The organism is Streptomyces sp. NPDC052396, assembly GCF_044593195.1.
Taxonomy (GTDB): Bacteria; Actinomycetota; Actinomycetes; order Streptomycetales; family Streptomycetaceae; genus Streptomyces.
Genome location: NZ_JBIUAW010000010.1, coordinates 257,406 through 271,214 on the forward strand (window position 1 = coordinate 257,406; position 13,809 = coordinate 271,214).

Annotated in this window: 14 protein-coding genes; 8 read left to right on the forward strand and 6 right to left on the reverse strand. The window is 73.3% G+C overall.

Annotated elements, in window-relative coordinates; translation table 11 throughout:
- The first annotated feature begins 146 nt into the window (after positions 1-146).
- The 5 genes from ACIHFE_RS25855 (at position 147) to ACIHFE_RS25875 (ending at position 6,134) form a co-directional block, all read left to right on the forward strand.
- The gene (locus tag ACIHFE_RS25855) at positions 147-917 is read left to right on the forward strand and encodes a DUF2334 domain-containing protein (protein WP_400110102.1); all 771 of its coding nucleotides are present in this window, start codon (positions 147-149) and stop codon (positions 915-917) included.
- 52 nt (positions 918-969) lie between these two features.
- Complete coding sequence (locus ACIHFE_RS25860; RefSeq protein ID WP_400110104.1) at positions 970-2,070, forward strand: glycosyltransferase; 1,101 nt, start codon at positions 970-972, stop codon at positions 2,068-2,070.
- A gap of 102 nt (positions 2,071-2,172) precedes the next feature.
- A complete protein-coding gene (locus tag ACIHFE_RS25865) occupies positions 2,173-3,300 on the forward strand; it encodes an alpha/beta hydrolase (RefSeq protein WP_400110106.1) in 1,128 nt (375 codons plus the stop codon).
- A 110-nt stretch (positions 3,301-3,410) separates the two neighbouring features.
- A complete protein-coding gene (locus ACIHFE_RS25870) occupies positions 3,411-4,730 on the forward strand; it encodes a protein kinase (protein WP_400110108.1) in 1,320 nt (439 codons plus the stop codon).
- A gap of 42 nt (positions 4,731-4,772) precedes the next feature.
- Positions 4,773-6,134: a DUF6777 domain-containing protein gene (locus tag ACIHFE_RS25875; protein WP_400110109.1), complete on the forward strand. Its 1,362-nt coding sequence runs from the start codon at positions 4,773-4,775 to the stop codon at positions 6,132-6,134.
- 93 nt (positions 6,135-6,227) lie between these two features.
- Here ACIHFE_RS25875 and ACIHFE_RS25880 read toward each other — a convergent pair whose 3' ends face one another.
- Positions 6,228-7,166: an AraC family transcriptional regulator gene (locus ACIHFE_RS25880; RefSeq protein ID WP_400110111.1), complete on the reverse strand. Its 939-nt coding sequence runs from the start codon at positions 7,164-7,166 to the stop codon at positions 6,228-6,230.
- A gap of 103 nt (positions 7,167-7,269) precedes the next feature.
- Here ACIHFE_RS25880 and ACIHFE_RS25885 point away from each other — a divergent pair, with 103 nt between their 5' ends.
- Positions 7,270-8,268, forward strand: coding sequence for a zinc-dependent alcohol dehydrogenase family protein (locus ACIHFE_RS25885; protein WP_400110113.1), 999 nt, complete (start codon positions 7,270-7,272; stop codon positions 8,266-8,268).
- 31 nt (positions 8,269-8,299) lie between these two features.
- On the opposite strand, the gene ACIHFE_RS25890 is transcribed toward ACIHFE_RS25885, so the two are convergent.
- Positions 8,300-8,596, reverse strand: a complete 297-nt coding sequence (locus ACIHFE_RS25890; RefSeq protein ID WP_400110115.1) for a hypothetical protein — start codon at positions 8,594-8,596, stop codon at positions 8,300-8,302.
- The gene (locus ACIHFE_RS25895; protein WP_400110117.1) at positions 8,580-9,161 is read right to left on the reverse strand and encodes a TetR/AcrR family transcriptional regulator; all 582 of its coding nucleotides are present in this window, start codon (positions 9,159-9,161) and stop codon (positions 8,580-8,582) included. Before ACIHFE_RS25895 ends, ACIHFE_RS25890 begins: the two co-directional genes overlap by 17 nt.
- 97 nt (positions 9,162-9,258) lie before the next feature.
- Here ACIHFE_RS25895 and ACIHFE_RS25900 point away from each other — a divergent pair, with 97 nt between their 5' ends.
- Both ACIHFE_RS25900 and ACIHFE_RS25905 read left to right on the forward strand, forming a co-directional pair.
- Complete coding sequence (locus tag ACIHFE_RS25900; RefSeq protein ID WP_400110118.1) at positions 9,259-9,675, forward strand: nuclear transport factor 2 family protein; 417 nt, start codon at positions 9,259-9,261, stop codon at positions 9,673-9,675.
- 121 nt (positions 9,676-9,796) lie between these two features.
- Positions 9,797-10,786: a DUF6528 family protein gene (locus ACIHFE_RS25905; RefSeq protein WP_400110120.1), complete on the forward strand. Its 990-nt coding sequence runs from the start codon at positions 9,797-9,799 to the stop codon at positions 10,784-10,786.
- Positions 10,787-10,879: 93 nt separating this feature from the next.
- Here ACIHFE_RS25905 and ACIHFE_RS25910 read toward each other — a convergent pair whose 3' ends face one another.
- From ACIHFE_RS25910 to ligD, 3 genes are all read right to left on the reverse strand, one after another.
- Complete coding sequence (locus ACIHFE_RS25910) at positions 10,880-12,091, reverse strand: hypothetical protein (RefSeq protein ID WP_400110121.1); 1,212 nt, start codon at positions 12,089-12,091, stop codon at positions 10,880-10,882.
- Between the two features lie 153 nt (positions 12,092-12,244).
- A complete protein-coding gene (locus ACIHFE_RS25915; RefSeq protein WP_400110122.1) occupies positions 12,245-12,661 on the reverse strand; it encodes an SH3 domain-containing protein in 417 nt (138 codons plus the stop codon).
- Positions 12,662-12,765: 104 nt separating this feature from the next.
- A complete protein-coding gene (ligD, locus tag ACIHFE_RS25920; protein ID WP_400110123.1) occupies positions 12,766-13,788 on the reverse strand; it encodes a non-homologous end-joining DNA ligase in 1,023 nt (340 codons plus the stop codon).
- Between the last annotated feature and the right edge of the window lie 21 nt (positions 13,789-13,809).

Below are 13,809 nucleotides of genomic sequence, written 5' to 3' on the forward strand. Positions count from 1 at the left end.
GCGGGCCCCGTTCGCAGGACCTGTTTACCAACTCCCGTAACCCATTACTCATTTGTCCCGCCCGTCACAGACGGCATTGGACGCTCCGGCGGCTCGGGTACTGTCGGCACACTGGCTCGGGAACGGCTGGCCGAGGGAGTGTGCCCGTGCGCGGTGGCAGCGGCAGTGCCTTTGTGGTCTCCGTTCACGATGTGGCCTCCTGGAGCTTCGATCAGACCCGGCACTGGGTGGACGAACTGGACGCCCGCCGGGTGCCCGCCACCCTGCTGCTGGTGCCGGGCCCCTGGCGCGGACCGTGTCTGGCGGACGATCCGGCCCTGGCGAGCTGGGCCCGTGAGGCGGGCCGGCGCGGGCATGAGACGGCCCTGCACGGCTGGACCCACCAGGCGGTGCCGGGCGGCGGGCCGGGGCGCCGCCGGCTGAACGCGGTACTGGCCCGTGGCTGTGCCGAGTTCTGCGCCCTGGAGCGGCGAGCCGCGCAGGACCGGCTGGAACGCGGCCTGGACGCCCTGGACTCGGTGGGCCTCGCTCCCTGCGGCTTCACCCCGCCCGGCTGGCTGGCCTCCCGGGGCACCATGGCGGCCCTGCGGGCGCTGGGCCTGGAGTACACCACCAGCCACCTGGCCGTGCACGATCTGCGCACCTCGGCGGTGCACCGGATGGTGGCGCTCTCCCACCGGCCCGGCGGTCCGGGCGAACGGGCCGGGGCCCGCCTGATGACCGCGGCGGTACGCCACTGGTCGGCGCGCGGCACTCCGTTCCGGATCGCCCTGCACCCCGCCGATCTGGCCCGGCCGGGGCTGCGCGAGTGCGCCCTGCGGGCCGTGGACACCGCGCTGGAGGCCGGCGCCCGGCCGTACACCTACGCGGAGTTGGTACGCGCCCGGCGGGCGGCCGCCGCCGAAGGCCGCCGGTGAGGACCGTCCCCTGGGCACCGCCCGATGAGGACCGACCGTTGAGGGCCGCCTCATGAGGATCGTCCAGCTCGCCAACTTCTACGCCCCGGCCTCCGGCGGGCTGCGCACCACCCTGGACGCGCTCGGCCGGGGCTACACCGCGGCCGGGCACCAGCGCGTCCTGGTGGTGCCGGGCCGCGGCTATGCCCGGGTGTGCGACGGGGACACCGGAGTGCGGCTGACGCTGCCGGGGGTGCCGGTGGGCGGCGGCTACCGGATGGTGCTCTCCCGGGCCCGGCTGCACCGGCTGCTGGACCGGCTGGCACCGGACTCCCTGGAGGTCTCCGACAAGCTCACCCTGGTGCACACCGCGCACTGGGCCCGCCAACGGGGCGTGCGGGCCGTGCTGTTCTCGCATGAGCGGCTGGACGCCATCCTCGCTCCCCGGCTGCCCGGCCGGCTGCCGCTGCGGCGCCCGGCCGACGCCTGGAACCGCCGGCTGGCCACGGCCTTCGACGCGGTGGTGGTCGCCTCGGCGTTCGCCCGCGCGGAGTTCGAGCGGGTGGCGGCGCCCCGGCTGCACCAGGTGCCGCTGGGCGTCGACCTCTCGGTGTTCGCTCCCCGGCCGGCGGCCCGGCTGCCCTCGCCCGCCGTCCGGCTGGTGTATTGCGGGCGGCTGTCCGCCGAGAAGTGTCCGCACCTCGCCATCGAGGTGCTGCGCGAACTGACCCGGCGGGGCATGGCGGCGCGGCTGCACATGCTGGGGGACGGCCCGCAGCGCCGCGGCCTGGAGCGCCGGGCCGCCGGACTCGCGGTGCGCTTCCACGGCCACCTCGCCGACCGCCGCGCGGTGGCCGCCCTGACCGCGGCGGCCGATGTGGCCCTGGTGCCCTGTCCGGTGGAGGCGTTCGGCCTGTCGGCGCTGGAGGCGCTGGCCTGTGGCACCCCGGTGGTCACCGCCGACCGGGGCGCGGCCCATGAGCTGCTGGTGTCCGGCGCCGGGCTCGCGGCACCGGCCTCGGGTCCCGCGCTGGCCGGCGCGGTGGTCCAACTGCTGGCCGGACCCGAGCCGTTACGGCGTACGGCCGCCCGTCGCCGCGCCGAGGAGTTCCCCTGGTCGGCGGCGGTGTCCCGGATGCTGGCGGTGCACCGGGGCCAACCACCGCCCGCATAGCGTGAGATCGCGGAACAGCGTGAGATTACGGGACAAAGGAGCAACCCGCCCCATCCGTCTGCCCTCTCTCCAGGCGAGAGACCCGGCAGAACGGAGCGACGCGTGGAGCTGACTTCCCCAACTCTTCTCTGGTTCCTGGTGGTTGCCGCCCTGGCGGCCTGCGCCCTGGTGCTGTGGCTATGGCCCCGGGTGGCCCGGCGAGGGCCCCTGGCGCTGGCCGCCCGGCTGGGTCTGCTGGTGCTGCTGCAGTGCATGGTGATGGCCGCGCTGCTGGTCAAGGCCAATGATGACCTCGGCTTCTACTCCACCTGGGACGAGCTGCTGGGCCGTGCCTCCACCCGCCAGGCGCTCCAGCCGGGCCCCGGCGGCGGCAAGCGGCCGCCCGCGCTGGTGATCAAGGGACCGGAGTCCATCGGTCTGAAGGGCGCCCGGGACAAGGCCGGACAGGTGGACCGGATAGAGATCCGGGGACCGGTCACCGGGCTGAGCATGGACGGCTATGCCTATCTCCCGCCCCAGTACTTCCAGCGGGGCCATGAGAAGGACCGGTTCCCGGTCATTGTGGCGATCACCGGCCAGCCCGGGGTCTCCAGGAACCTCATCACCCAGATCAAGGTCCCGCAGGCGGCCTCGGCCGAGGTGATGGCCAAGCGGACCAGACCCATGATCGTGCTGATGGTGCGCCCCTCGGTGGTGCCCGGCCGCGACACCAACTGCACCGATGTGCCCGGCGGTCCGCAGGCGCTCACCTTCTTCAGCCAGGACCTGCCGATCGCCGTCAACGATGTCTACCGCGCCGACAACGGCCGGGGCGCCTGGGGCGCGGTGGGCAACTCCACCGGCGGCTACTGCGCGTTGAAGCTGGCCATGACCAATCCCGCCCGCTATGGCGCCGGCGCCGGGCTGTCCGCCGACTACTTCGCCCGCCAGGACAATGACACCGGCGACCTCTACGCCGGCAACGCCCAGCTGAAGAAGGAGGCCGACCTGACCTGGCGGCTGGCCCACCTGCCCCCGCCGCCCGCCGCCCTGCTGGTGTCCACCAGCAAGTCCGGCAAGGAGTACCAGCGCAACTACCGGCCCACCATGAAGTTCGTCCAGCAGGTCAAGGCGCCCGCCCGGGTCACCACACTCGTCCGTGACCAGGGCAGTCACAACTTCCAGACCTGGCGCGAGGAGTACCCCCTGGTACTGCGCTGGCTCGACAGGGAGCTCTCGGCCGGTCACTGAGCGCCCCCCGGCGGCCGAGTGCGGGAACGGGATCCTGGGCAGTCTCGTCTCAGCCGGTGTGGCCCGAATGCGTACGGTTCGTGCGTGCGCAGGGGGAAGGGGCGTACGGCATGGACACCATGAGCGCGGAGCGGCGCCAGCCGCTGCTGGCCGGGCGCTACCGACTGCTCGCGCCGCTGGGCAGCGGGGGCATGGGGGTGGTCTGGCGGGCCTTCGACGAACTCCTGGGCCGGGAGGTGGCGGCAAAGGAGGTCCGGGCCCCCGAGCAGATGAGCGAGGCCGAGGTCCGGGTGCTCTATGCCCGGCTGATGCAGGAGGCCCGGGCGGCGGCCCGGGTCAGCCACCCCTGTGTGATCACCGTGCACGATGTGGTGGAGCAGGAGGGGCGCCCATGGATAGTGATGGAGCTGGTGCGGGGGCGTTCGCTCGCCGATGTACTGGCTCAGGAGGGCGCCCTGGACCCCAAGGAGACGGCCAGGATCGGCTCCTCGGTACTCCAGGCGCTGCGCAGCGCGCATGCGGCCGGGGTGCTGCACCGTGATGTCAAACCGGCGAATGTGCTGCTGGAGTCCGGTGGCCGGGTGATCCTCACCGACTTCGGCATCGCCCAGGTCGAGGGGGCGGGCACCTTCACCCGCACCGGGGACCTGATCGGCTCGCCCGACTACCTGGCGCCGGAACGGGCGTTGGGGCGGCACCCGGGCACCCCGTCCGACCTGTGGTCGCTGGGCGCCACCCTGTACGCCACCGTGGAAGGGACCTCTCCCTTCCGCCGCTCCTCGGCGCTGAGCACCCTGCAGGCCGTGGTCCAGGACGAGGCGCCGGAGCCCCGGCGGGCCGGTCCGCTGGTTCCGGTGCTGTGGGGGCTGTTGCGCAAGGACCCCCAGGAGCGGATGGGTTCGGAGGAGGCACAGCGGCTGCTGGACGCGGTGGCGGCGGGGCAGCCGGCCCGGCCGGCGCCCAGGGCGGCCGATATGGCCCATGCGCCGACCGTCCCCTCCCCCGGCCCGTCCCCCGCCTACGCGTCCTACGCGCACCCCGTGCCGCCACCCGCCGCGTATCCGGTGCCCGCTGCGGTCCCGGCTCCGGCTCCGGTGCCCGCTCCGGCCCCGGCTCCGGTACGCCGCCGCAAACTGCTGCTGATCGGGCCGCTGTTGGCCCTGCTGGTCCTCGGCGGAGGCGTCGCCGCCGTGGTGCTCGAGCAGCAGCACGAGTCGGCGCCGCCCGCCAACAGCACGGACCGCACGGCCGGTTCATCCACGTCCCCGGCCACGCCGAGCACCTCACCGGGCCCGTCGGGGTCCCCGGAGTCCCAGGCACCGCCCGGCTATCCGGGCTCATCGAGTCCTTCGGGCTATCCGGAGCAGCCGCCGCGGACTCCGTCCACCACCTGCGGCGGCGGCTGGGTGACGGCCTGCGGTTACGGGTGAACCACGCATAACCACGCAGCTGAACCACGGGGGGAGCAAGGGATGCGGCAGGCACACATCCTGATAGCGGCCGGAGTACTGACGGCGGTCGTCGCCACGGCGGCGGGGTGTTCGTCCCCGTCCGAGGCGCCCAGGAGCGCCAAGGTGGCGCTGGAAGGGGTCGGGGTGGTGGGCGACAAGCCCTTCCTCAGGGATCCGCGGAGCGATCTGCGGGGCGTCACCTCCCTCCCCGGGGGCGGCGAGACGGCCGGTGACGCACGCGGCGCGTTCGGCGGGACCCGCCGCACCAGCCAGTGCGACAAGGCCCAGTTGATCGGGCAGCTCACCGCCGACCCCGTGAAGGCGAAGGCATGGGCTCACCTCCGCGGCATCGACGACCGGACGATCGGGCCGTACATACGCGGCCTGACCTCGGTGGTGCTGCTCCATGACACCCTGGTCAAGAACCACAACTACGAGGGCGACGGCCGTACTTACGCCTATCTGTCGGTGCTCCAGGCCGGAGTGGCGGTGCTGGTCGACCCCTATGGCAGCCCTGCGGTCAAGTGCAACTGCGGCAATCCGCTGGGCCGGCCGGACACCCCGGCGAAGCCGTCGTACCAGGGCGTGCGCTGGGAGGGCTTCCAGGGCGCCACGGTCACCGTGATCCGGCCCCGGCCCACGGAGCAGGGACCGCTGGCCAGCATTCCGCTGGTGGATCCCTATGAAAAGAGCCGGGCCTTCGACCGGACGGTGGGCAATGACGGCACACACGACTCCAAGCCGTTCTCCTGGACACCGCCGACGGTGACACCGCCGGGTTCCCCCGCTCCGTCGCGGGGTACGCCGGCCGCGCCCCCGACCGGCTCGCCGGAGGTGACCGGCTCCCCCTCACGGGGCGCGGTCACCTCGCCGGGCGGGGCGACGGAGGGCCTGCGGACGCCCGGTTCGCCGGGCACGCCCGGGCCGGGGTCCGCCGCGACCCCGGAGAGCCCGGCCGCCCAGCCGTCGGCAAGCCAACGAGATTCCGTTCCCTCCCCGTCCCGGAGCGCACCGAAGTCGGTGGTGCCGCCGACGCGGGAGGCGTCCCGCTCACCCCGGGCCGCCACCCCGCACCCGCCCGGCGAGGACTCCGGCCCACCCCGCCATAGCGCGCCGCGCACACCCGAGTTGACGCCATCATCGGCCCACACCACCCCTGCACTGCCAACCGCCCCGGCACCCACACACAACACTTCCGGCCCCACCCGGCCCGTCACCCCCCACACACCCGAGCACCACGCACAACCACCACCGCACACGCCGTCCAATCCCAGCCGGCCAGTCACCCCGCACTCCCCGGAAGACGCGCCACCACCGGTCCACAAAGCACCCGCACCGCCCAGCGCGCCGGCAGGCCCCGCAGAACCGACTCCACCCGGCTGAGGGGCGTGGAGCGGCTGCCTGACGCGGCTCCGCCGCATGGGCGCGACGGGGTGGGAACGCGGGCGAGGTGCCCGCGACACCAAGCCCCGCCGCTCACTCAAGGACAGCCGCCCCCTGCGCACCCTGCTCGCGCCGGTACCGTCCCGGTGCCACTCCGAACTCCCGCTTGAACGCCTTGGCGAAGGCGAACTCCGAGGAGTAGCCGGCGCGTTGGGCGATCACCCGCAACGGTGCGTCGCCCGTGGCCAGCAAGCGGCCGGCGGTGGTCATGCGCCACCAGGTCAGATAGCCCAGCGGCGGCTGTCCCACCACCGCGGTGAACCGCCGGGCGAAGGCCGCGCGGGACAGGCCGGCGTGGGCGCCGAGTTCCTCCACGGTCCATGGGTGGCCGGGGTCGCGGTGCACGGCGTGCAGCGCGTCCGCAACGGCCGGATCGGCCAGGGCGGCGGCCCAGCCGGTGGGCGCCTGCCCGGCCCGGTCCTGCAGCCAGGCACGCAGGATATAGAGCAGCAGCGTGTCCAGCAGGGCCGGCACCACCGCGTCGGAGCCCGGGCCCGGTCGCTCCAGTTCGCCGCCCAGCAGATCGACGGCCGCGCGCAGCGCCGGGTGCGAACCGATCCGGGCGGGCAGGTGTACGACATCGGGCAGCCCGGTGAGCAGCGGGTGCGCCCGGGCCCGGTTGAGCTGGTACGCACCGCAGAGCATCAGCGTGCCGGGGCCGTTCCCCGGTGGCACGTCCTCGTTCAGCTGCCAGCCGCCGTCCGGCGCCCGGACCACATCGACCAGCGGGGTCGCCGGGTCGTCGGCGATGGCATGCCCGCGCCCGTGCGCCAGGAACACCACATCGCCGGGGGCCAGGGCGACCGGTTCCCCGGCCGGCGGGATCAGCCAGCAGGCCCCTTGGAGCACCACATGGAAGCCCGCCCCCTCGGAGGCGGCGAACCGCAGCCCCCAGGGCGCGGACTTGAGGGTGCGGGAGGAGTGGGGCACCCCGGTCCGCATGGCGGCTATCGCATCGCTGAGCACATCCATGACAGGGAAGCCTACTCATCGATCCATCACACAAGACGTCTGGACAAAGATGGAAGACTTCAGGACATGGGGAGTCTCGCTCATGCTCGATAGCGTCCTTTGCATGACAACTTCCGCACATGCAGTGCTCTTCCATCGGACCGGCGGTCCCGAGGTACTGGAGATCGAGGAGGTCCGGCTGGACGCCCCGGGGCCGGGCGAGGTCCTGATCCGGGTGGACGCCATCGGCCTCAACCGCGCCGAGGCGCTCTTCCGCTCGGGCGGCTACTACTACCAGCCGGTCCTGCCCGGCTCCCGGCTCGGCTATGAGGCGGCGGGCGTGGTGGAGGCCGTCGGTGAGGGGGTCACCGAATTCACCCCGGGTGACGAGGTGCTGACCGGCCCCGGCATCGAGATGAGCGCCCAGGGCGTCTACGGTGACCGGATCGTGCTCCCGGCCCGGTCGGTGGTGCCGCGCCTGGCCTCGGTGGACGCGGTGACCGGGGCGGCCACCTGGCTGTCCTATGCAACCGCCTACGGCGGGCTGTTGGAGACCGGCGGGCTCCGCCCCGGGGACCATGTCCTGATCACCGCCGCCTCCAGCGGCGTCGGCATCGCGGCCCTGCAGACCGCGGCCCGGATGGGAGCCGTCCCCATTGCCGTCACCCGCACCGGCGCCAAACGGCAACGGCTGCTGGCGGCCGGGGCGGCCCATGTCATCGCCTCCCAGGAGGAGGACGTGGCCGAGGAGGTCGGACGGCTGACCGGCGGCAAGGGCGCCGAGCTGATCTTCGATGCCGTCGGCGGCCCCGGTCTGCCCGACCTGGCCCGGGCGGCGGCGGTCGCGGGCACGGTGGTGGTCTACGGCTGGCTCGGCGGCAGTCCCACCCTGATGCCCGTCAACTGGCCGCTGACCGTGCACGGTTACGCCAACCAGCATCTGTCGGCCACCGCCGAGGGACGGGCCCGCATCAACCGCTTTGTCGAGGCGGGCCTGCGGGACGGCACGCTGCGCCCGGAGATCGGGAAGGTCTTCCATGGACTGGACCGGATCGTGGACGCCCACCGGCTGATGGAATCCAGTGCGCACACCGGGAAGATCGTGGTCACGGTGGAGCACTGAGTTGTGCCCGGCGGATCCCGGGCCGCGCCCCTTACGGGGCGCACCCGGTTCCCCAGGCGCCCTCCCGCCACAAGGACCCTATGCCGCGGGCGACTTCACGGGCGTCCGCATCGGTGATGCCGTCCGGGTCGCCCCCCGCCGCGGCCAGGGCCGCGAGGAAACGTTCCACTCCTGGGCGCCCCACCCGCGCCAGCGTGGCCTGGTGGTAGAGCCGGACCCGGCCCGTGGCCCGCAACTCCCCTTCCGTACGGCCTGTGATCCGCATGGACAACGCCACAAAGCCGGGGAACTCCCGTTCCCTGGCAACCGGTTCACCGTCTGTCGGCATCCGCCGCCCCTCCCCCGCCGTGCGCCAGCAACACCCGTGCCGCCTCCCGGGCTTCCCGGGCCACCGCCGCGTCACCGGAGACGGCGGCGGTGGTGATGGCCCCTTCGGCGAGCAACGCAATCTGCCCGGCCACCGGCGCCGGTACGCCCGCCTCCGCCACCAGTTCCGTCAGATACCGCCGGACGGCGGCCTTGTGGGAGCGGGCGGCCGCGGTCACTCCCGGGTGCGCGGGGCCCAGTTCGCCGTAGGAGTTGACAAAGGCACAGCCCCGGAAGCCCGGCCGGGCGAACCAGTGATGCAGCCAGTCGAAGACCGCCAGCACCCGCTCCCCGCCGGCCGGGCGGGCCGCTGCGTAGTGGGCCAGTTCCGCGCGCCAGCGCTGGTCGCGGCGCAGCAGATATGCCTCCACCAGCGCGTCCTTGGAGGGGAAGAGCTGGTAGAGGCGCTTGAGCGAGACCCCGGAGGCGGTGCGGATGGCGTCCATGCCGACCGCCTGCAGCCCTCTGGCGTAGAAGAGTTCCTCGGCCGCGTCCAGCACTCGCGCTTCCTGCGCCTGGGGCTCCATGTCATCCGCTCCTTGCCCTGAGAACGATCGTTCTCCTACGCTACCGCAGAGCGAGGAGAACGATCGTTCTCATCCATGGTCACCGAAGGAGCCAGCCGTGCGCCCGTTTCCGCCCTTCACCGCCGAAACCGCCCTGCGGAAGGTCAAGTCGGCCGAGGATGCCTGGAACAGCCATGACCCGGAACGGGTTTCGCTGGCCTACACCGAGGATTCCGAGTGGCGCAACCGCGATGAGTTCCTCACCGGCCGCCCGGCCATCGTGGCCTTTCTGCGCGCCAAGTGGGAGCGCGAACTCGGCTACCGGCTGCGCAAGGAGCTATGGGCGTACACGGATGACCGGATCGCCGTCCGCTTCGCGTACGAGTGGCATGACACCGAGGGCCAGTGGTACCGCAGTTACGGCAATGAGAACTGGGAGTTCGATGCCAACGGCCTGATGCGGCGGCGCTACGCGAGCATCAACGACCTGCGCATCGCCGCCCGGGACCGGCGCATCGCGACTCCGTCCGGCTGAGTGTCACGCGTGGCACCACCGGGGCGCCGGTGGTGCTGCCCGATGCTGTCGGCGCGTACCGCGTCCCGACAGCGAAGGAGTTCCGCGTGGCCCACCCGAACCTCCCCGGCCGGACGGTGAGATGACCGGCCCATGGCCGGCCGTGCTGGCCGCCGTCCTCGCCCTGGCGCTCAGCCCACCGGCCTCGGCGAACGCCCCGGCGGACCCGGCCCGCGCCTGGCTGGCGCGCTCCTCCCCGATCGTGGCCGCCGACCAGGCCGGGCGCTCGGTGCATGTACTGCGCGGGGACCAGTCACGCTGGGACGCCGACGGCGAGGACCGGGGTGTGCTGTGGTCCTGGAGCGCGGACGGACAGGATGAACTCTCCGATCTGGACCCCGACTCCACCTGGACCAATCCCAGCGAGGCCAAGCTCCGTGAACGGGGCGGGCGCCGCTATCTGCTGGCCACCGCCTCCGGCGGCCTGGCGGCGGTGATCGGCTACCCGGACCGCCGGGTGTACTGGGCGGCCGACACCGGCTCCGGCAACACCCACAGCATCGAGCTGCTGCCGGACGGCAATGTGGCGGTGGCCGCCAGCACCGGCGGCTATGTACGGCTGTACGCCGCCTCCCTCGGCTCCCGGGCCACCGAGCACACCCAGCTGGACCTGCCGGGGGCGCACGGGGTGCACTGGGATCCGCACACCCGGCTGCTGTGGGCGCTGGGCAGCCGGGAACTGGTCGCCCTGCGGGTGGACGGCCCGTCCGACGACCCCGGCCTGACCGTGCTGCACCGCATCACACTGCCCACCCGCCAGGGGCATGACCTGGCGGCGGTGGCCGGCTCCCCGGGGCGGCTGTGGGTGACCACCGCCTCCGCGGTGTATCAGTTCGCCACCAAGCAGCGGCGGTTCGTCAGCTATCCGCTGCAGTCGCGGGTCAGCGCCCCGGACGTCAAGAGCATCGGGGACGACCCGGTCACCGGGCAGATCCTGGTCGCCCGCCCGGAACCGGGGCACGCCTGCGCCTGGTGCACCTCGACGCTGACGCTGTACCAGCCGGACGGCAGGCGCACCCTGCTGCACGGCGCCATGTACAAGGCCCGGTGGTGGGCCGTCGGCGCCCGGTAGGAGGCACGAGCGGCTGCCTGAAGGGGCTCCGCCGGGTGGGCGCGAGCAGCCACTTACCGCCCGCGGCCGCGGTACCGCACCTCCGGCGGAGCGCTACCGCGGCGCCCCGGCCGCCAGCCGGGACCGGACGTCGGCCGCCGCGTCCATGCTGTCCGGCACCTGCTCCCACAGCGCCAGCAGCGCCGGGGCCAGCGGCCCCGCCCGCTCCCCGCTGTGCTGCCAGCAGTAATGGGCCCGTTTCAGCGCGGCCACCGCCTCGCTGTCGGTGGGGCCGCCACGGGCCAGCCGGCCCGCGGCGGCCGACATCCACAGCTCGGCGGCGCGCGGATGGTCCCCGGCCAGCCGGGCCAGGTCGGCCCGTACCTCGACCCACAGCCCGGCCTCCGGGCTCTGCGGCCCATGCCGGCGCAGCACCTGCTGTTCCCAGGCGGCGGCCATGGCGGCGGCCTCGTTGTGCCGCCCGGCGTTGGCGGCGGCCAGGATGTGCGGCAGCGGATCGTCCTCGGGCGCCGGGGCGGGCTCGGGCCGGTCCGCGTTCCCCGCCGCCGGGGCGCCGGCCGGGGCCGGGGCGGCCGGCACCTGCGCGGCGGCGGCCCGGGTCTGCGCGGGACGGGCCGGGGCGTGCGCCGGGTTGGCCAGCACCGGTCCGGCCGTGCCGTACTGCAGGGCCAGCAGGCCCTCCGGCAAGGTCGCCTGCCCCAGGGCGAGATGGTGCAGCAGCGCGGGGTCCAGCACCGGCCCAGCGGTGGGGTGGCCGACACTGAGCGCGGTGAGGAAGGCGCGAGTGTAGGGGCCGGCCTCCACCGGCGGCCGCTCCGGGCGCGGGGTGACCACCCCGCACACCGCCAGCCCGCCGGCCAGCCGCCCGTCCTGGGCAGCGGCGGCCACATACGGCCAGGCGGCCCGGTCCGCCTCCACATCCACCAGCAGCAGCGTCGGGCCGGTGTGCGCGGCCAGGGCGTCCAGCAGCCACTGCCAGGGCAGCCCGTTGTAGCGGACGGTGGCGGGGCCCGACTCCCGCAGGGCCAGGTGCAGTTCTCTGCCGCGCCGGGACGGGACCATCAGCTGCCCGGTGACCCAGACCAGCAGCGGGCCCGGCACCGCGGCGGCGTGCCGCAGATAGGACAGCACGCTCTGCGGACCGGCCATGGCGGGCAGTTGCACCACATCCACCTGTCCGGCGGCGAGCAGGGTGCGCGGGCCGGCGCCGGCGATGGCGTGTGCGGTCGGGTTCGGCAGGGTGCCCCGCCGCTGGTCAGGGGTGCCGTCCAGCAGCAGAACACAACCATGGGTCAGGTGGTCCAACGCGTTCTTCCTTCCGGCGTCCATGACGTACGTGAAGCAACTGTAGGCGCCGCCAACGGAGTCGAGACCGGTAATCCCCCTGTCCGGGGCCCAGCTCGCGGGCCCCGTCCGGATTGTCCGGACGGGGCCCGCGAGGAGGTGCGCCAGGCGTCCTCACCCCATGGCGTGGCGGGACTCCACACTCTGGTCCATGGCGCTGCGGTTGAGGCTGCGGCAGCGCGGGATCTCGCCGTTGGCCTCCACATACCTCGCCGTGACCCAGGTCTCCCGGTCGCGCAGCTGGTACCAGATGTTGTTGCCGTTGATGTCCTGGGCCCGGACCTTGCACCGCAGCGCCAGCTGGGTGCGGTGTCTGGAGACACCGCGCGAGGTGGAATCGATGCTTGGGTGGGCGCGCTCATTGACGCCGGTGAGGGCGGTGATGGTGCCGTACGGCTTGACGGGCGCCGGCACCGGGGACCCGGCCGCCGCACCGGCGGGCACCGCGGCCAGCACCGAGCCACCGAGCGCGGCGGCCGCGATCAAGGCTGCCGTCGCCTTTCCGCCACGACGCGTGAGTGTCCTGAGCATGACGAACTTCCCTTGCTGAGAGGTGGATAACGCATTGCCCAGGTTCCACTTGGAAAAAATCCATAAACGCAAATGAATGCTGAGTAATTCCCGTTTAGCCGGAATCATCCACTTTCGCCAGACGGTCGGCGTGCCCTGCTGGGCTGCACCCGTTTGGGCTCGCCCTTCATCTTGGGGTGCTCCGGCGGATAGGGCAGATCGCCCAGCCCATGGTCCCGCTCGTCCTTGGCCGCCAGTTCCAGCGCGGCGTCCAGCCCGCAGGGCCGCTCGTCCATCGGCGCGTGCACATCGCCCCGTTCCGCGTAACGGGCGGGCATGGTGCGCAGGTCGAAGTCCTCCGGCACCGCGTCGGCCAGCTCGTCCCACAACAGCGGTGCCGAGACCGGGGCATGCGGCCGGGGGCGCAGCGAGTAGGCGCTGGCGATGGTGCGGTCCCGGGCGGTCTGGTTGTAGTCGACGAACACCTTGGCGCCGCGCTCCTCCTTCCACCAGGCGGTGGTGACCCGCTCCGGCATCCGGCGCTCCAGTTCCCGGGCCACCGCGATGGCGGCCCGCCGCACCTGGACGAAGGTCCACCACGGGGAGGTGGGGACGAAGACATGCAGCCCCCGGCCGCCGGAGGTCTTCGGCCAGCCGGTCAGGCCCAGTTGGTCCAGGACCGCGCGCAGTTCCAGGGCGGCGCGCACCGCGTCCGGGTAGCCGGTGCCGGGCTGGGGGTCGAGGTCGATGCGCAGTTCGTCCGGGTGGTCGGTGTCGGAACGGCGCACCGGCCAGGGGTGGAAGGTGAGACAGCCCAGATTGGCGGCCCAGAGCACGGCGGCGGGCTCGGTGGGACAGATCTCGTCGGCGTAACGGCCGCTGGGGAAGGCGATACGGCCGGTCGGGATCCACTCGGGCAGGTTCTTGGGGGCGCGCTTCTGGAAGAAGGACTCGCCCTCCACCCCGTCCGGGTAGCGCTCCAGGGTCGTCGGCCGGTCCCGCAGCGCCCGCAGAATGCCATCGGCGACGCTCAGGTAGTAGCGGGCGACGTCGTACTTGGTGATCCCCAGCCGGGGGAAGTAGACCTTGTCCGGGTTGGACAGCCGTACCGTCCGCTCACCGACGGTGAGTTCCAGAGCCTGTGCCATGCGGCCACGCTAGGCGGCGGC